Consider the following 16,353-nt stretch of genomic DNA (forward strand, 5'->3'; position numbering starts at 1 on the left):
CCGAGCCCTTTCAGAATGACCGACCTCATCGAGACGATCCGGCGGACGCTGGTGCCGATCCACAAGGAGGGATACCCCTTCATCCTGATCGGCATCGTGCTCACCGTGCTGGCGGGCTACTTCTCGCAGTTCTTCGGGTGGATCTTCCTGATCCTCACCCTCTGGGTCTGCTACTTCTTCCGCGATCCCGAGCGCGTCGTGCCCACGGGCGACGGCCTCGTCGTGTCGCCGGCCGATGGGCGGGTGAACCTCATCGCCACCGTCCTGCCGCCGCCGGAGCTCGACCTGCCGCAGGTGCCGACGCTGCGCGTCTCCGTGTTCATGAACGTGTTCGATTGCCACGTGAACCGGATGCCGGTCGCGGGCCGGATCGGGCAGATCCACTACACGCCCGGCCTGTTCCTCAACGCCGAACTCGACAAGGCCAGCGACGACAACGAGCGCAACGGGCTCGTGATCGAGGCGAGCCATCGCGGCACGCCGACGCGGATCGGCGTGGTGCAGATCGCCGGGCTGGTGGCGCGGCGGATCGTCGGCTTCGTCTCGGCGGGAGACACGCTGGCGGCGGGCGACCGGTTCGGGCTGATCCGGTTCGGCTCGCGCGTCGATGTCTACCTGCCGGCCGGCACCCGCGTCCTCGTCGGCCTCGGCCAGAAGGCGGTGGCGGGGGAAACCGTGCTCGCCGATCTCGGCGGCGGCCCCGAGCGCAGCTTCCGCCGGATCTGAGGGATGCCTGTCGTGGACGATCTCTTCCCGCCCTTCGAGCCGGATCCGAACGAGCCCCGCCCGCGCCGGTTCAAGCCGGTGCCGTTCCGCATGATCGCCCCGAACATGATCACCCTGATGGCGCTCTGCCTCGGGTTGACGGCGATCCGCCTCGCCTTCGAGGGCAAGTTCGAGCCGGCCGTCATCTCCGTGGTGGCGGCGGGCGTGCTCGACGGGATCGACGGGCGGGTGGCGCGCCTGCTGAAAGGCACCTCCCGCTTCGGGGCGGAGCTCGATTCGCTGGCCGATTTCGTGAATTTCGGCTGCGCCCCGGCGCTGATCCTCTACGGCTTCGTGCTGTTCCACCTGAAGTCGCTGGGCTGGATCATCGCCCTGATCTTCGCCATCGCCATGGGCCTGCGCCTCGCGCGGTTCAACGCCATGCTGGACGATCCCTCGCGGCCCGAATGGAAGAAGGATTTCTTCGTCGGCATGCCGGCCCCCGCCGGGGCGCTGACGGCGATGCTGCCGCTCTACCTGCACTTCCTCGGCCTCACCTTCGATGCCTGGGCGGCACCTGCGGTGCTCGTCTATGTGCTGTGCATCGCGCTGATGGTCGTCTCCACGGTGCCGACCTTCTCCGGCAAGACCATGGGCAAGCGGGTGCCGCGCGGCCTCGTCCTGCCGATCTTCCTGTGCGGCGTGGCGGCCTTCGGCATCCTCATCAGCTACCCGTTCGAGGCGCTGGTGGCGGTCAGCGGCGCCTATCTCATCACCATCCCCGTGGGAGCCGCCCAGTATCGCCGCCGGCTCAAGGCCGAGCAGGCCACCCTGAGCGACGAGAGGGTCGCTGCAACCGACGGTGGATAGCGTGTGAGACCCGGTTCCCACCCACCCGCGGCATGAGGCACGGTCTCACGTCGTCGCTGGAGCGGAGGTGGGGATGCTCGAGGAATTCAAGAAATTCGCCCTGCGGGGCAACGTCGTCGATCTCGCGGTGGGCGTCATCATCGGCGCGGCCTTCGGCGCCATCGTCACGTCGGCGGTGCAGGACCTGTTCATGCCGGCGATCGGCGCGGTCACGGGCGGGCTCGATTTCTCGAACTACTACCTGCCCCTCTCATCGAAGGTGCAGACCGGGCTCGCCTATGCCGAAGCCAAGAAGCAAGGCGCAGTGCTGGGTTACGGACAGTTCCTCACCGTCTCGCTGAACTTCATCATCGTCGCGTTTGTGCTGTTCATGGTCATCCGCGCCATGAACAAGCTGCAGCATGCCGAGGACAAGAAGCCCGAGGCCGTGGCCGAGGTCCCGGCCGACGTGAAGCTGCTGGGCGAGATCCGCGACATCCTCGCCACGAAGCCCAGGGTCTGAGGCCTCACGCGTCCTTCGGCGTCTCCGGCTTCACGCCGAACGCATCGAGGATACGGTCGAGGGCCTCGCCCACCGCCTCGGTGCCCTCCTCATGGGTCTTGAGGCGGGTGTCCAAGCGGCGCAGATGCGGCTCGAACTCGCCGGGAATCTCCGGCGCGTCGCCGAGGAAGCGCGGCTTGTCGGCCACGGGGATCGTGCCCCGCAATTGCTGGCCGAGGTGATCACGCACCGGCTCGGGCAGGACCGGCCTGCCTTCGGCCACGTCGTCGCTCATTGTCGTTGCCTCCTTCATCGATGGATGCCGCACGCGAAAGGGCCCCGAAGCTCGCGCGCTTCGGGGCCCTGGGCCGATCTCATCCCGCCGGAGCGGTGGCCGTTCCGGCGGATGCTGCCCTCAGGCGAACCCCGAACGCTTAGTCGATCACCTCGACGATGCGGTGGCCGCGGTCGACGAGCACCGGACGGTCGTTCACGACGGTGTAGCGGTAGCCGGGCTGCACGCGGTACTCGGACGGGACGTCGTAATAGGTCACGCCCGAGGACGGCAGGGTGGAGCCCACGGCGACGCGACCGTCGTAATCGTAGGAGCGGACATTGCGCTCGCGGACATAGCTGCGGAAGCGCGGCGCCATGTCGACGCCGAGGATGCCGCCCACCGTGCCCGTGGCCGCGCCGACAGCACCGCCGACGATCCCGCCGATCGGGCCGGCCGCATCCGCGCCAGCGGCAGCGCCGCGCTCGGCACCGGGGACGAGGCCCTGCGCCTGGGCGGCGAGGGGCAGCGAGAGGGCGAGGGCCGAGGCGGCCAGGAGGGTCTTGAAGGTCATACGGATGCTCCGTTTCCGTGTCGTTCCGCCGCATGGATGCAGCGAAGCTCGGGCCAACAACGCCCGATCCCCGGATTCGGATGCATCGATTTTTGCGGCCCTCTCCCGGGCCGCCGCCGCCATGGTTGCCGAACGGTTCACCGCTCGGACGGCATCGCTCAGGCGTCGGGCATGGCCGATTGGATGAACCGGTCGGAGCCCAGATCCTCCTCGTCGTAGCCGAGAAGTTCGGCCAGACGGCCCCGGGCGCGGCTCACGCGGCTCTTCACCGTGCCGACCTTGCAGCCCATGATCGTCGCCGCCTCCTCGTAGGAGACACCCTCGGCGCCGACGAGAACCAGCGCCTCGCGCTGGTCCGGCGGAAGCTTGGCTAGCGCCGATTGCAGATCCTCGACGTCGAGCCGGTCGCCCTGGTGCGGGGCGGTGGCGAGGCGGGCGGCGTAGGAGCCGTCCTGATCCTCGACCTCGCGCACGCGCTTGCGGTGATCCGAGTAGAAGATGTTGCGCAGGATCGTGAACAGCCACGCATTGAGGTTCGTGCCCGGCTGGAAGCGGGCGCGGTGCTGCCAGCCCTTGAGCAGGGTGTCCTGCACGAGGTCGTCCGAACGGGCGGGATTGGAGGTCAGCGAGAGCGCGAAGGCGCGCAAGCTGGGCACCGCCGCGAGCAGGCCGTCGCGGAACTCGGGCTCGATCGCCTCGCCGCGCGCGCGCAGGGCGGCTTCGAGCTGATCGATGAGTTCGGCGAAGCGGGCCGGCAACGTGTCTTCGTTGAGCCGGTCATAGGCGGTGCGCAGATGCTCGCCGAGATGGGTCCGGATCGAGGACGACAGGTTCGGACGATCGTCCGAGGAACCGTCCTGCGCGTGCAGGACGGCGGTGTCTTCGCGGGTCATGCTCGTCGCACTCGTCAGCTTGTCGTGACCCGGCCGCCGGTCCAAAGCGGCCGAGGAGCGCGCTTGAGGGCCGGTGACTGGGTAAACGCCCGACCTCTGCGCGCCTGTTACCTGGGTTGTAGCGCATTGAAGCCGCGCATGCACCCTCACTCAGGTCGCATGTGGGCAACCGTTGCGTCCCCTCAACACCCGGACCTCACCCTCGCGCAGGGTGAGCATGTCGCCGCGCTCCACCACAGTCCAGCTTTCGTCGCGGGTCAGGGCCTGGGTGGCGACCACGGTCACGACGTCGTTGGCGGTGGTCTCGCGGGCGAAATCGATGGTCCAATCCTCGTCGATCAGGGTCGCCTTGCCGAAGGGCGAGCGCCGCGTGAGGTAGCAGAGCCGCTTGCCGCAATGGGCGTAGAGGGTGCGGCTGTCGGACATCAGCATGTTGAACACGCCGAGGGCGTGCAATTCGGCGCAGAGGTCGGCGACCATCCGGTCGAGGGTCGCGGGCCGGGGCAGGGTCTTGAAGCGGGCATGCAGGCGCCCGAGCATCCAGCAGAAGGCGTGCTCGCTGTCGGTGGTGCCGATGGGGGTGAAGGCGCCCAATTCGAGGCGCTTCACGCCCTTCAGTTGTCCGTTATGGGCGAAGGTCCAGCGGCGGCCCCACAATTCGCGGGAGAACGGGTGGGTGTTCTCCAGGCTGACCCGGCCGCGATTCGCCCGGCGGACATGGCCGAGGACGATGCAGCTCTTGATCGGCATGTCGCGCAACAGCCGCGCGAGCTGCGAGCGCGAACTCGGCTCCGGCTCGTGGAAGCTGCGGGTGGTGCGCCCCTCGTAGAAGCTGATGCCCCAGCCGTCCGCGTGCGGCCCGGTCTCGCCGCCGCGCCGGGCGAGGCCGGCGAAGGAGAAGCGGATGTCGGTCGGCACGTTGGCGCTCATGCCGAGCAGTTCGCACATCGGACGGGCGGAGGTGAGGGAGGGGAAGGGAAGGCAGCCGTGTAAGCGCCCGGGCCTTCCCGAACAATAGAGAATCAGCGTCCGAGGTAATCGGTGAGGGTCATGCCGACCATGATGCACACCCAGAAGAAGCCGAGCCCCGAGAACAGCCGGATCAGCGGCGGCTCCTCGATGACCTCCATGGAGACGAGGAGGATGGTGGCGACCATCAGCGCCACCACGCCGAGTTCGATGGCCCAGACATGATCGAAGGGCAGGGTGGCGCCGAGGGTGACGTTGACGGCGAGCAGCGCCAGCAGCGCCAGGAAGGTCAGCACCGGCTTGCGCATCCGCCGCTTCAGCTCGGCGCGGTCGTCCGGGGTAAGGGAGGAGAGGGGGGTGCGCATCGTCAGGTCCCCCGGTTGACGACGTAGAGGATCGGGAACGCGAGGATCCACACGAGATCGATGAAGTGCCAGTAGAGGCCGTAGATCTCGATCCAGTTCTGGTGCCGCGCCAGGAACCCGGCCTTGGCCGCCATCCACGTCATGCCGAGGAGCAGCGCGATGCCGGTGAACAGGTGGACCGCGTGCAGCATGGTCGCGACATAGTAGAGGTTCACGAAGAGCCGCGCGGCCGGCGTCTCCTCCAGCGCGAAGGGCCGCGAGGACAGGAACGGCATCATGTGCTCGTCCCAGTCGGCATAGTACTCGTAGCCCTTGAGCACGAGGAACAGGGCCCCGAGGGCGGCGGTGGCCAGCATGGCGCGGACCATCGCCCGCTGCCAGCCCATCCGCGAGAACTCGATCGCCATCGACATGGTGAGGCTCGAACAGATCAGCACCACGGTGTTGGTGGCGCCGATCCAGAACTTCAGGTGCCGCGCCGCCGCGACCGTCGCCTCGGGGTGCTGGATGCGCAGGATCAGCGCCACGAGGAACAGCGCCGAGAAGAGCAGCAGCTCGGTGATGAGCCACGCCCAGATGCCCAGATTCGTGGCCTCGCGCTGCTGGGCCACACTCTCGAAATGATGGGCGCGGGCGATCCCGACCCCTTTGGCGAGCCCCTCGCTCATCGGTGCTGGTCTTTGGATTCGGTGGCCTGGATCGGATAATCGTAGGGGATGCGCGGCACCTCCGGCGGGCTGACGAAGTTCAGCGTCGGCGGCGGAGAGGAAGTCTCCCATTCCAGCCCCTTCGCGTCCCACGGGTTGGCCGGCGCCTTGCGGCCGAACCACAGGGAATAGACGAGGTAGAGCATCGGAAAGATGTAGCCCGCCGCCAGGATCGTCGCGCCGGCCGAGGACAGCACGTTGAGGAGCTGGAATTCCGGCGGGTAGGTCGCGTAGCGCCGGGGCATCCCGAGATACCCCAGGATGAATTGCGGGAAGAAGGTGACGTTGAAGCCGAGGAAGATCAGGATCGCCGAGACCCGGCCCCACGGCTCGCTGTACATGCGGCCCGTGAATTTCGGCCACCAGAAGTGCAGGCCGCCGAGGAACGCCAGCACCGTGCCGCCGACCATGATGTAATGAAAATGCGCAACCACGAAGTAGGTCGCGTGGATGTGCTGGTTGATCGCGAGGGTCGCGAGGTAGAGCCCGGTCAACCCGCCCAGCACGAACAGGCCGATATAGCCCATCGCGTAGAGCATCGGCGTGTCGAGCCGTAGGCTGCCCTTATGGATCGTCGCGGTCCAGTTGTAGACCTTCACCGCCGATGGCACCGCCACCGCGAAGGAGAGCGCGGAGAAGACGAGGCTCGCCAGATCGCTCTGGCCGTTGACGAACATGTGGTGGCCCCACACGAAGAACGTCACCGAGGCGAGCCCGATCGAGGCGTAGGCCACGAAGCGATAGCCGAACAGCTTCTTGCGGGCGAAGGCCGGGACGATCTCCGAGATCACGCCCATGCCCGGCAGCACCATGATGTACACGGCCGGGTGCGAGTAGAACCAGAACAGGTGCTGGAACAGCACCGGATCGCCGCCATAGGCCGGATCGAACACCCCGACATGGAAGGCCCGCTCGGCGATGAGCAGGATCAGCGCCGTGGTAATGACGGGCGTCGCGAGGAGGAAGATCAGGCTCGTCGCGTAATGCGTCCAGACGAAGATCGGCAATTTGAACCACGTCATGCCGGGCGCGCGCATGGTGTGGATCGTGACGACGAAGTTGAGCCCCGTCAGGATCGAGGAGAAACCGACGATGGTCACGCCGATCAGCGCCGGCAGCACCCAGGTGTTCGAGAAGGCGGTGGAGAGGGGGGCGTAGAAGGTCCAGCCGGTGTCGACGCCGCCGAGCACCACCGAGACCAGGGTGAAGAGCGCCCCGGTCATGAAGACGTACCAGCTCGTCAGGTTGAGCTTGGGGAAGGCGAGGTCCTTGGCCCCGATCATCAGCGGGATCAGGAAGTTGCCGAAGGTCGCGGGGATGGAGGGGATCAGGAAGAACCACACCATCACCACCCCATGGATAGTGAAGGCCTTGTTGTAGGTGTCGTTACTCATGATCGCGCCGTTCGGCACGACCAAAGCCAGCCGCACCACCCCCGCCGCCAGGGCGCCGATCACGAAGAAGCCGGTGATCGAGGTGAGGTAGAGGATGGCGATGCGCTTGTGGTCGGTGGTGAGGAACCACGAGCGCAGGGTCGATTCCGCGTGGAGGTAATCGGGCTTGCGCCCGATCGTGGCCTCCGGCGCGTGCGGCTCGCGGTGGGCCGCGCCCTCGATGGTGCCCGATGCGCTCATCGCGTCGCCTCCGCGGATTGACCGGGCCTCGGATAGGCCTTGATGAAGTCGACGATTCTGTTCAGCTCGTCCTCCGGGATCCGCCCGGCGAAGCTCGGCATCACCTGCTTGCCCCCGCCGGCGAGCTTGTCGCCGTTGGGGTTCAGGATCTTCTGGCGCAGCCATTCGTCGTCCGCGACGACACTGCGCCCGTCCGCGAGGGCGACCTTGCTGCCGGAGAGGCCGGCGAGGCTCGGCGCCTTCACCGGTGAGCCCGGCTCGTGGCAGGAGGCGCAGCCATAGGCCTCGTAGAGGGCGCGGCCGGCGGCGACGACGCCCTGCTGCGCCCCGGCATGGACCAGCCAGTCCTGATAGTCGCCGGGGTTCATCAGGGTCAGCTTGCCGCCCATCACCGAATGGTCGGTGCCGCAATATTCCGAGCAGTAGAGGTGGAAGGTGCCGACCTTGTCGGCCTTGAACCACATCTCGGTGTAGCGGTCGGGCAGGGCGGCGACCTGCATCCGCACGGCGGGCAGGTAGAGGGCGTGGATCACGTCCTGGCTGATGATCCGCAACTTGATCGGCTGGCCGATGGGCAGGTGCAGGTTGTTGATCTCGGACTGGCCGGTGGGATGCTGGAACTTCCACATCCATTGCCGGCCGATCACCTCGACCACCATCGCGTCCGGCGGCGGATTGCGCGATTCCACGAAGAGCCGCGCGCCCCACACGAAGAACACCAGGGTGAGCAGGAACGGGATCAGCATCCAGCTGATCTCGATGAGGTTCGAGCGGATGCCCGAGGGCGAGCGGTCGGCCTCCGAGCCCTCCCGGTAGCGGAGCGCAAACCACGTGATGGCGAGGAACACCGGCACGGTGAGCACGAGCGTCAGCACCGTGAAGGCGAGGATCAGCTCGTCGGCCTCGGCGGCGTTGGCCGAGGCGGCGACGGGCCAGAGTTGCAAAGCGGCGTGATCGGGGGTCATGGCGCGTTCCCTCCGCCGTCGAGGGATCGCCCGACCGCGAGGGTCATCGCCCGGTCGATGGGGATGCGGGCGCGGGTATGGGCGGGGTCGAGGTAGCCGTAGCCGTCGATGGCGGCGCGGGCGGCATCCCGCTGCCGGTCGAGATCGGCATAGGGGTCGGGCTGAAGGTTCGGCGGCGGCGGCACGAGGCGGGTCGTCTGCTGCGGGGTGAGCGTCGGCAGGGCCGCGCGCTGGCGCGATTCCGTGACGCGGATGAACAGCACCATGCCGCCGATGACGGCGGCGGCCGACAGGGCGAGGCCGCCCATCACGAGCACGGTGTTGCGGACGTTGACGTCGCTGGTCTCGTGGCCCGGCCCGTCCGGCCGGCGGCCGGGCTTGCCCGCCTCCGCCCGGTGGCGCACGAGGCCGGTGGCCTTCAGCGCCAGGGCGGCGAGCATGGCCGGCACGAGCCCGGCCGGGCGTTGTCCCTCGCCGCTCATCGGGCCTTCCTCCGGCGGGGCGGCGCCCAGCGCCGCGCGAGGAGCGGATGCAGCAGCCCGGCGAGGCAGGCGACGGCGACGCAGGCGAGCACGTCCGCCGGGCGGATCGCGAACCGGTCGCGCACGGAGGGCGTGACCAGCCAGAACATCTCCAGGGCGTGGACCGCGATGGCGGCGGCGGCCAGCGCGCGGGTGATGACCCGGCCCGGCCGCAGGGTCGCGAGCCCGGCGAGGCCCGCCACCACGCCGGAGGCGATGGCGAGGCTGCGGCCGGTCCAGCCGCCGCGCGCCGAGTACCACGCCACTTCGGCGGGGAGGTTCGCGGACCAGACGATCAGCGCTTGCAGGAAGTGCATGTAGGCCCAGAGGCCGAGGAGCACGACGAGGGGGATGAGCCGCCCCCGCCCCGGCACGGCGCGGCCCCGGCCGATGGGTTCCGGCTCCTCCCAGGCCAGCAGGATCGCGGCGGCGAAGGCGAGCCCGCTCCACGCGGTCATCAGCAAGAGGCCGAGGAGAGCGGAATCGAGCCTCGGATCGAGGGCGGCGACCACGTCGATGGCGAAGAGCGTGCCGATGAGCGCGTGCAGGGCGACCGCCGGCACGGTGCGGCCCTCGCCGGGGGCGTCAAAAGGCCGGGCGAAGCGCAGGCACAGCCACGTCCAGAGTCCGAGATAGAGCGCCGCCCGCACGAGGAAGAACGGCGCGGTGAACCACAGGGCGGCGAGCGGCGTGCGCGGCGGCTCGTGCATCCACGGGTAGAGGAGGAGGCTCGCGACCAGCACCGGCACGCCGAGGAGCGCGGCGGCCGGCATCAGCGCCATGAGGCGCCGCAGGCCGGCGAGCATCTCGACGCCGCCGCGCTCGCGCACCTTCTTGCCGAAGCGCTCGGCCACCACCGTGATCGGCAGGGCGCCGACGGGCAGGGCGAGGAGCACGAGCCACGCCGCGAGGCAGGACGCCGCCGCGCCCCGGCTTCCGCCGGCATAGAGCGCCAGGGCGAGCGCCCCGGCGCCGAGGAGGGCGAAGAGGGGCAGCCTCATCGCGCCGCCTCCAGGGCCGCGCGGTCGGCCTCGGGCAGGGCCGCGACGGGCACGTCCCGGCTGATCTGCAAGGCGCGGACATAGGCGACGATGGCCCACCGATCCGCCGAGGGGATCATCTCCGCCATGCCGAACATGCTGCGATAGCCGTTCGAGATGGCTCCGTAGATCGCGGGCGCCCCGGCCGCGCGCAGGCGCTCCGAACCGAGATCGCCCGCCGGGGCGAGGCCGCGATCCACGATCATGCCCGCGCCCTTGCCGTCCTGCCCGTGGCAGGGGGTGCAGAACACGGCGTAGCGCTGGCGCCCGCGCTCCACGAGGGCGGCGGTGATGGTCGCGGGCTGGGGCGCCTCGCGGGCCGGATCGAGGCGGGGCACCGTCCCGGCGACCGGGTGGCGCATGGTCGTCTCCTTGGGGAAGAACGGGTTCTTGTCCCAGGTCCGGGCCTTGGCCTGGTCGTCCATGTTGGCCTCGCCGCAGGCGGCGAGCGGCAGCACGGCCAGAAGGGGCAGGAGCAGGCGACGGCTCATCGCGGGATCCTCGCGATGGCGAGGGGGCGCCCGCCGCCCTGGGGCAGGGCGGCGAGGCGGCGCTCGATGCGCGCGGCCTCCGGGCCGTCGTCCCGCAACTCGGCGGCGAGGAAGAACCGGTCCTGCGAGGCGTTCAGGAAGCCGGGGATGTTGAAGGCCGGGTGATTCAGGCGCGGCAGGCGGTTCAGCCAGAGCAGCGCGGCATGGACGGCCAGACACCCGGTGAGCATCGCGAAGGACACGCTCGGCACCACGAAGGAGGGCCAGGAGAAGCGCGGCCGCCCGCCGATCAGGAACACGTAATCGTAGGCAGTGGCGTAGATGCACATCCCGTAGAAGGCCGCGCCGCCCGCGAGTGCCCCGGCGAGCGCGTAGGGCAGGATCGAGCGGCCCTCGAGGCCGAGCGCCCGCAGGGTGCGGGGCATCGGCACGGGGCCGTAGCCGTCGAGACGGATCCGGTCCCGCAGGGTGGACAGCGCCTGCAGCGCGGCGGCGAGTTCGGCCTCGCTCGGGAAGGAGGCGGCGACGCCCCAGAGGGGCGCGTCCTGCACCGCCTCCGGCCGCCGCGGCGGCGGCGAGGCGGCCGCCTGCGCGCCGGTCGGCACGAGGCGGCGGATCTCGGTGATCGAGACCGAGGGCAGGTAGCGCACGAACAGCAGGATCAGGGCGAGGAACAGCCCGATGGAGCCGACGAAGGTGGCCACGCCCCAGCGATCGACCGAATAGGGCAGGCGGGAGGAGGGCAGGAAATCCTGCGTCAGGGTGACGACGAGGATCATCACGTGGTCGGCATAGGCGCCCGCCGCCACGAGGAGCCCGACCACGGCGAGGATCAGCGGCGAGCGCCGGGCGCGGGCGGACCAGAACGCCTGCGGCGGCAGGGTGAGGCCGATCACCGCCGCCCAGAAGGCGAGGGCGTGGCCCCCCTCCATCCGGCGCAGCAGCACGGCGCGGCCGGCGCCATCGCCCGCCAGGAACGTGTCGAAGAACTCGGCGCCGTAGCAATAGGCGCTGGCGCAGCCGAGGCAGAGCATCAGCCGCGCGAGCACGTCGAGGTGGCGGTCGGTGATGAGGCTCGACAGTCCGTAGACCCCGCGCACCAGCATCATGAGCGCCGCCGTGACGCCGACGCCGGAGAGCACGGCGTGGACCAGGAAGCTCACCGGCATCAGCGTGCCGTGCCAGCCGGGCATCACCGAGCCCGCCAGCATCACCGAGGCGCCGGTCTGCACCGAGACGACGAGGAGCACCCCGAGCAGGGCGACGATTCGGTAGGCCTGCCCCCGGATCTGCCAATGGGCGGCCGAACCGCGCCAGCCCGAGGCGAGGATGCCGTAGGCGCGCGCCCGCAGGAGGGCGGTCTTCCGGGTCGGGGCCACGGCCTCGATCTGCCGCGCGGCCTCCGCGTAGGCGCGATCGCGCAGGCACGCGATGTCGGGCAGGAGGCCGATGTACCAGAGGCTCAAGGCCACCACGAGGAACGACACGATGTCGATGGCGTCCCACAGGAGCGGCGAGCGGAATTGCGGCCAGAGGCCGAAGGTGTTCGGGTAGGGCAGGTTCCAGTAGAAGTACCAGGGCCGCCCGAGATGGATGATCGGGTAGAGCCCGGCGGCGGCGGTGGCGAGCAGCCCCACCGTCTCCGCGACGCGGCTCACCGGCCCCCGCCACTCGACGCCGAGCAGCAGCAGGATGCCGGAGACGAGCAGGCTGCCGCAGGCGACGCCGATCCACCAATCGTAGCTCGCGATGTCGAGCGCCCAGACGACGGCGTTGTTGTTGTCCCAGATCCCGACGCCCTCGTAGACGAGGTAGCAGAGGGTGAAGGCGAACAGCCCGAGCAGGGCGGCGGCGCCCGCGAAGGCGATCCACCATGCCCGGCCGGCGGGATGGGCGAGGGTGATCGCCGTCACCGCCTCGCCGACGGAGCGCATGTCCTCGCCGGGGCGGATCGCGGGGGCGGGCTCGCGGATCATGCCTCAGCCCTCCCGCCCGCCGGGGGCCGGGCGGCAATCATGGACACGTCTCCCACCCTACCCCTCATCCTGAGGTGCCGGAGCGCAGCGGAGGCCTCGAAGGAGGGCTCCAGGGATCGCAGCGGTGTCTGGAGCCCTCCTTCGAGGCCGCTGCGCGGCACCTCAGGATGAGGTCGAGACTGAGAGATGGCCGGCGTTGCAGCCGGGCCGGCCAGCCGAGGGTAGCAACGCGTGCTCATGTGCGCTTCCCCTCCCGCCCGCCGGGGACGAGCCCGGCGAGGTAGGTGGTGCGCGGTTTGGTGTTGAGGTGCCCCAGCAGCGAATAGTTGCGCGGGTCGCGCTTGGCGACGGAGACCTGGCTGTCCGGGTCGGCCACGTTGCCGAAGGTGATCGCCCGTGTCGGGCAGGCGCCCTGGCAGGCGGTCTCGACCGTCCCGTCGGGGATCGGGGCGTGGGCGTCCTTGGCGGAGTCGATCCGCGCCGCCGCGATGCGCTGGATGCAGTAGGTGCACTTCTCCATCACGCCGCGCGCCCGCACCGTCACCTCCGGGTTGCGCTGCTGCTGCGTCACCGGGGGCATCCCGCCGGAATAGTCGAGGTAGTTAAAGCGCCGGACCTTGTACGGGCAGTAGCTCTGGCAGGTCCGCGTTCCGACGCAGCGGTTGTAGACCTGCAGGTTCAGCCCCTCGCTGTCGTGGAGCGTCGCCTCCACCGGGCAGCCGAGTTCGCAGGGCGCGGACTCGCAATGCATGCAGTTCACGGGCTGGAAATGCGTCGCCGGGGCCTCCGGGTCGCCCTCGTAGTAGCGGTCGATGCGGATCCAGCCGAGCCAGCGCCCGCGCGCCACCTCCTCGCGGCCGACCACGGGGATGTTGTTCTCGGCCTGACAGGCGGTGACGCAGGCGTTGCAGCCGGTGCAGGCGTCGAGGTCGATCGCCATGCCCCATTGCGCGGCGGTCCAGCGATCCTGCGACTCGGGCGGGGGGTAGAAGGAGGGCGGGCTCGCGTCCTTCGGATCGCCCGCCGGGGCGCCGCCGGGCACCTGGGTGCGGATGATCTGCCGGCCCTCCTCGTCGTCTGGCAGGGCGCCGAGATGCTGGGTCGTGGCGGGCATCCGCCGCTCGCCCGTGCGCACGAGGCGCGCGCCCGACAGGCGCCAGGGCGTCTCGGGGGAGCGCAGGGTGCCGGCATCGTAGCCGAGGCCCTGCGAGAGATGGTCGGGCACATCGCGGCCATAGCCGAGGCTGAGCGTCACGGTATCGGCGGCCTGGCCGGGCAGGATCCAGGCCGGGCCGGTGACGGAGCGCCCGCCCGCCTCGATCCGCACGAGGTCGCCGTCGGCGAGGTTCTCGCGGGCGGCGAGCGCCGGGCTCACCGCGACGACGTTCTCCCACACCACCTTGGTCAGGGGCTTGGGCAATTCCTGAAGCCACGCGAGGTCGGCATGGGTGCCGTCGTAGAGGGTGCCGTCCGGCCGGAACACCACCTCGAGGCCGCCCGCCGGGGCGGCGGGCGTCGCGGCGGCGCCGGTGAGCGTGACCGTCTCGGCGGGCGCGGCGCTGTCGGGCAGGAAGCCGGTACGCAGGGCCTCGGCGAAGCGCGCCTCGAAGGCGGCCTCGTCCTCGCCTTGCCCGCGCCAGCGCGCCTTGAGCAGGGCCAGGGGATCGGCCGCCGCATCCGCGCGGGCGAGGAAGGCGACGATCTCCTGCGGCGTGTGGCCGTTGTAGAAGGGCGAGACGGTCGGCTGGATCAGCCCCACCGTCCCGTCGAGGGAGCGCACGTCGCCCCAGGATTCGAGGGGATGGGCGAGCGGCAGGTGCCAGTCGGCATGGGCGCCGGTCTCGTCGAAATACAGCCCGGCATGGATCTTGAGCGGCACCCGCTCCATCCGCGCGGCGAAATCGAGGGCGCCCGGCGCGTCGTAGACCGGGTTCGTGCCGAGCACGATCAGGGCCTGCACCTCGCCCCCGTCCATCGCCTTGGCGAGGTCGGCAAGCGAACCCGCCCCGTCGGCCACGGCCGGCGAGACATGGCGCAAAGTCGCGCCCTCGTTGCCGAGCGCCCCGTTGAGGCGGTGGACGAGGTCGTGCAGGTCGGGGCTCGCGGTCAGTCCCGCCGTCACGATGCCCGCGCCCCGCGCGGCGTTCAGGGAATCCCAGGCCCGGCGGGCCCAGCGCGCGGCCGGGTCGGTGCCCTCGGGCACGGCCCCGCCGGAGGCGGCGGCCAGCATCGCCCGCGCGATCTCCTCCAGGCGCCCGGCTGAGACGGGCAGGGCATCGTCCGCCTTGGAACTGGTGAGGCCGGGCGTCGGCGCGGCGGAGAAGAGCGGCAGCAGTCGCCCCTGCGCCAGGGCGGCCCGGCGGGCGTCGGCCCAGCGCCGTGACAGGCCGACCTGCCCCGGCCCGAGATCGAGGAAGTCGCCGTCGAGGGCGACGATGGTCTTCGCCTTGGCGAAATCGGGCAGGGTCTCCACCGGGCGGCCGAAGGCCCGGCGGGCGCCTTCGTGGATCCCATCGCGGGTCGAGCCGGCGTACCAGCGCATCTCCGGGTAGGCCGCGCGGAGCTTGTCGAGTTCGGCCGCGAGCGTCGGAGAGGTGACCGGGCCGGTGAGCAGGGCGACGCCCTTGCCGCGCGCGGCGCGCCAGCGCTCCGTTTCCCCCAGCATCGCGGCCTCGAAGGACGCCCAGGAGGCGGGGCGTCCGAGATGCTGCACCGCCTGACTGCGGAACGGGTCGTAGAGGCCGAGGATCGAGGCCTGGGCGAGCACGTCGGTGCCGCCCCGGCTCCAGGGATGGTCCGGGTTGCCCTCGATCTTCAGGGGCCGCCCGTTACGGGTGGTGACGAGGATGCCGTTGCCGAACCCGTCGAAGACGGCGCTCGACGCGTATGAGAGGGACGTGCCGGGCACGATCCGCTCCGGCTCCTTCACGTAGGGCACTTCGTAGTCGCGCCCGTCCGGTCCCCCGCAGGCGGCGAGACCACCCAGCGCGAAGGACGCGGCCATGAGCTTGAGGAAGCCGCGTCGCCCCGGCTGCATGGCCAGCCGCGTCGCCGCCGGGAACTCGGCCGCGAGATAGGTGCGGAACTCCTCCGAATCGGCCACCGCGTCGAGGCTGCGCCAGAAGCGCGGGCCGTCGCCGCCCTCCAGCCGGGCGCGCAGGGCCGTGAGGTCGGGCACGCCTGTCATCGGTGGCAGATTCCGCATTCGGTGAGCCGCTCGCCGCCGCGCACGTGGTACTGCGCGGCGAGCTTCGGCCCGAGGCTCGCCTGGTCGGCGGCGGGCTTCCAGTTCATGTTCCAGACTTCGTCCGGCGTGCGCAGGTACTTCTCGGGCGCCCGGTGACAATCGAGGCAGAACTGCATCTCGAAGGCGTTGGCGCGGTAGGTCATCTGCATCGAGGTCACGTCGCCGTGGCAGGTCGAGCAGCCGACGCCCTTGGTCACGTGGACCGAGTGGTTGAAGTAGACGTAGCCCGGCAGCTTGTTCAGCCGCTGCCAGACGAGGGGCTTGTCCTGCGTGTAGCTGTCACGCACGGGCTTCAGCATGTCCGAGCCGGTCCAGATCTGTGAGTGGCAGGTCATGCAGGTATGGGTCGGCGGGAGCCCGGCGCTGGCCGTCTTCTCGACGCCCGTATGGCAATAGCGGCAATCGACCCCGAGTTCGCCCGCATGGTGCTTGTGGCTGAACGGCACAGGTTGGCTCGGGGCGACGCCCACCCCCGTGACGTAGTTCGACCGCACGATCCCCGCGCCCAGAACCGGCAAGGCCACGAGGCAGGCGACCAGCGTCATCAGGACGAGGCGATAGATCGCGTCGGCGCCGGGGGAGAAGAGCTGCGCCGTTCCGGGGCCCTCTGGCCGGTCGTCGGCGTTCCCGTTCAAAAAGCC

17 protein-coding genes are annotated in these 16,353 nt (G+C 70.2%); 3 read left to right on the top strand and 14 right to left on the bottom strand.

Translation table 11 applies throughout. From position 1 onward, the window contains the following. Window positions 1-15 precede the first annotated feature (15 nt). The 3 genes from ACS5Q7_RS01370 to mscL all read left to right on the top strand — a co-directional run bounded on the left by ACS5Q7_RS01370 (window position 16) and on the right by mscL (window position 2,077). The gene (locus tag ACS5Q7_RS01370) at window positions 16-726 is read left to right on the top strand and encodes a phosphatidylserine decarboxylase (RefSeq protein WP_478337634.1); all 711 of its coding nucleotides are present in this window, start codon (window positions 16-18) and stop codon (window positions 724-726) included. 12 nt (window positions 727-738) lie between these two features. Further along, window positions 739-1,575: a CDP-alcohol phosphatidyltransferase family protein gene (locus tag ACS5Q7_RS01375; protein ID WP_478337635.1), complete on the top strand. Its 837-nt coding sequence runs from the start codon at window positions 739-741 to the stop codon at window positions 1,573-1,575. A gap of 73 nt (window positions 1,576-1,648) precedes the next feature. Beyond that, complete coding sequence (gene mscL / locus ACS5Q7_RS01380) at window positions 1,649-2,077, top strand: large conductance mechanosensitive channel protein MscL (RefSeq protein ID WP_478337636.1); 429 nt, start codon at window positions 1,649-1,651, stop codon at window positions 2,075-2,077. A gap of 4 nt (window positions 2,078-2,081) precedes the next feature. On the opposite strand, the gene ACS5Q7_RS01385 is transcribed toward mscL, so the two are convergent. The 14 genes from ACS5Q7_RS01385 to ACS5Q7_RS01450 form a co-directional block, all read right to left on the bottom strand. Continuing rightward, window positions 2,082-2,351, bottom strand: a complete 270-nt coding sequence (locus tag ACS5Q7_RS01385) for a hypothetical protein (RefSeq protein ID WP_478337637.1) — start codon at window positions 2,349-2,351, stop codon at window positions 2,082-2,084. A gap of 139 nt (window positions 2,352-2,490) precedes the next feature. Beyond that, a complete protein-coding gene (locus ACS5Q7_RS01390; RefSeq protein ID WP_243956319.1) occupies window positions 2,491-2,904 on the bottom strand; it encodes a DUF1236 domain-containing protein in 414 nt (137 codons plus the stop codon). Window positions 2,905-3,062: 158 nt separating this feature from the next. Next, the gene (locus ACS5Q7_RS01395) at window positions 3,063-3,797 is read right to left on the bottom strand and encodes a NepR family anti-sigma factor (protein ID WP_478337638.1); all 735 of its coding nucleotides are present in this window, start codon (window positions 3,795-3,797) and stop codon (window positions 3,063-3,065) included. 150 nt (window positions 3,798-3,947) lie between these two features. Continuing rightward, on the bottom strand, window positions 3,948-4,745 hold the full coding sequence (locus tag ACS5Q7_RS01400) for a class II glutamine amidotransferase (protein ID WP_478337639.1): 798 nt from the start codon (window positions 4,743-4,745) through the stop codon (window positions 3,948-3,950). A 74-nt stretch (window positions 4,746-4,819) separates the two neighbouring features. Further along, window positions 4,820-5,131, bottom strand: coding sequence for an oxidase (locus ACS5Q7_RS01405; protein ID WP_478337640.1), 312 nt, complete (start codon window positions 5,129-5,131; stop codon window positions 4,820-4,822). Between the two features lie 2 nt (window positions 5,132-5,133). After that, window positions 5,134-5,799, bottom strand: coding sequence for a cytochrome c oxidase subunit 3 (locus tag ACS5Q7_RS01410; RefSeq protein WP_478337641.1), 666 nt, complete (start codon window positions 5,797-5,799; stop codon window positions 5,134-5,136). Next, a complete protein-coding gene (locus tag ACS5Q7_RS01415; RefSeq protein WP_478337642.1) occupies window positions 5,796-7,472 on the bottom strand; it encodes a cytochrome c oxidase subunit I in 1,677 nt (558 codons plus the stop codon). Before ACS5Q7_RS01415 ends, ACS5Q7_RS01410 begins: the two co-directional genes overlap by 4 nt. Further along, entirely contained in the window at window positions 7,469-8,437 is a 969-nt protein-coding gene (gene coxB / locus ACS5Q7_RS01420; RefSeq protein WP_478337643.1) for a cytochrome c oxidase subunit II, read from the bottom strand. Before coxB ends, ACS5Q7_RS01415 begins: the two co-directional genes overlap by 4 nt. Next, complete coding sequence (locus ACS5Q7_RS01425; protein ID WP_478337644.1) at window positions 8,434-8,919, bottom strand: hypothetical protein; 486 nt, start codon at window positions 8,917-8,919, stop codon at window positions 8,434-8,436. The genes coxB and ACS5Q7_RS01425 overlap by 4 nt, the downstream gene beginning before the upstream one ends. Continuing rightward, window positions 8,916-9,959 carry a hypothetical protein gene (locus ACS5Q7_RS01430; RefSeq protein ID WP_478337645.1) on the bottom strand — a complete coding sequence of 348 codons (1,044 nt, stop codon included), beginning with the start codon at window positions 9,957-9,959 and terminating at the stop codon, window positions 8,916-8,918. Before ACS5Q7_RS01430 ends, ACS5Q7_RS01425 begins: the two co-directional genes overlap by 4 nt. Further along, the gene (locus ACS5Q7_RS01435) at window positions 9,956-10,489 is read right to left on the bottom strand and encodes a c-type cytochrome (RefSeq protein ID WP_478337646.1); all 534 of its coding nucleotides are present in this window, start codon (window positions 10,487-10,489) and stop codon (window positions 9,956-9,958) included. The genes ACS5Q7_RS01430 and ACS5Q7_RS01435 overlap by 4 nt, the downstream gene beginning before the upstream one ends. Beyond that, entirely contained in the window at window positions 10,486-12,465 is a 1,980-nt protein-coding gene (locus ACS5Q7_RS01440) for a quinol:electron acceptor oxidoreductase subunit ActD (protein WP_478337647.1), read from the bottom strand. The genes ACS5Q7_RS01435 and ACS5Q7_RS01440 overlap by 4 nt, the downstream gene beginning before the upstream one ends. 235 nt (window positions 12,466-12,700) lie before the next feature. Then, entirely contained in the window at window positions 12,701-15,652 is a 2,952-nt protein-coding gene (locus tag ACS5Q7_RS01445) for a TAT-variant-translocated molybdopterin oxidoreductase (RefSeq protein WP_478337648.1), read from the bottom strand. Beyond that, window positions 15,649-16,257, bottom strand: coding sequence for a cytochrome c3 family protein (locus ACS5Q7_RS01450; RefSeq protein WP_478338007.1), 609 nt, complete (start codon window positions 16,255-16,257; stop codon window positions 15,649-15,651). Before ACS5Q7_RS01450 ends, ACS5Q7_RS01445 begins: the two co-directional genes overlap by 4 nt. Between the last annotated feature and the right edge of the window lie 96 nt (window positions 16,258-16,353).

This window comes from Methylobacterium sp. Gmos3, assembly GCF_056430985.1.

Coding starts and splice junctions, on each gene's coding strand:
- coxB (WP_478337643.1), bottom strand. CDS start 8,437: ATGACCCCCGATCACGCCGCTTTGCAACTCTGGCCCGTCGCCGCCTCG.
- ACS5Q7_RS01435 (WP_478337646.1), bottom strand. CDS start 10,489: ATGAGCCGTCGCCTGCTCCTGCCCCTTCTGGCCGTGCTGCCGCTCGCC.
- mscL (WP_478337636.1), top strand. CDS start 1,649: ATGCTCGAGGAATTCAAGAAATTCGCCCTGCGGGGCAACGTCGTCGAT.
- ACS5Q7_RS01385 (WP_478337637.1), bottom strand. CDS start 2,351: ATGAGCGACGACGTGGCCGAAGGCAGGCCGGTCCTGCCCGAGCCGGTG.
- ACS5Q7_RS01425 (WP_478337644.1), bottom strand. CDS start 8,919: ATGAGCGGCGAGGGACAACGCCCGGCCGGGCTCGTGCCGGCCATGCTC.
- ACS5Q7_RS01410 (WP_478337641.1), bottom strand. CDS start 5,799: ATGAGCGAGGGGCTCGCCAAAGGGGTCGGGATCGCCCGCGCCCATCAT.
- ACS5Q7_RS01405 (WP_478337640.1), bottom strand. CDS start 5,131: ATGCGCACCCCCCTCTCCTCCCTTACCCCGGACGACCGCGCCGAGCTG.
- ACS5Q7_RS01445 (WP_478337648.1), bottom strand. CDS start 15,652: ATGACAGGCGTGCCCGACCTCACGGCCCTGCGCGCCCGGCTGGAGGGC.
- ACS5Q7_RS01370 (WP_478337634.1), top strand. CDS start 16: ATGACCGACCTCATCGAGACGATCCGGCGGACGCTGGTGCCGATCCAC.
- ACS5Q7_RS01395 (WP_478337638.1), bottom strand. CDS start 3,797: ATGACCCGCGAAGACACCGCCGTCCTGCACGCGCAGGACGGTTCCTCG.
- ACS5Q7_RS01440 (WP_478337647.1), bottom strand. CDS start 12,465: ATGATCCGCGAGCCCGCCCCCGCGATCCGCCCCGGCGAGGACATGCGC.
- ACS5Q7_RS01415 (WP_478337642.1), bottom strand. CDS start 7,472: ATGAGCGCATCGGGCACCATCGAGGGCGCGGCCCACCGCGAGCCGCAC.
- ACS5Q7_RS01400 (WP_478337639.1), bottom strand. CDS start 4,745: ATGTGCGAACTGCTCGGCATGAGCGCCAACGTGCCGACCGACATCCGC.
- ACS5Q7_RS01430 (WP_478337645.1), bottom strand. CDS start 9,959: ATGAGGCTGCCCCTCTTCGCCCTCCTCGGCGCCGGGGCGCTCGCCCTG.
- ACS5Q7_RS01390 (WP_243956319.1), bottom strand. CDS start 2,904: ATGACCTTCAAGACCCTCCTGGCCGCCTCGGCCCTCGCCCTCTCGCTG.
- ACS5Q7_RS01450 (WP_478338007.1), bottom strand. CDS start 16,257: ATGACGCTGGTCGCCTGCCTCGTGGCCTTGCCGGTTCTGGGCGCGGGG.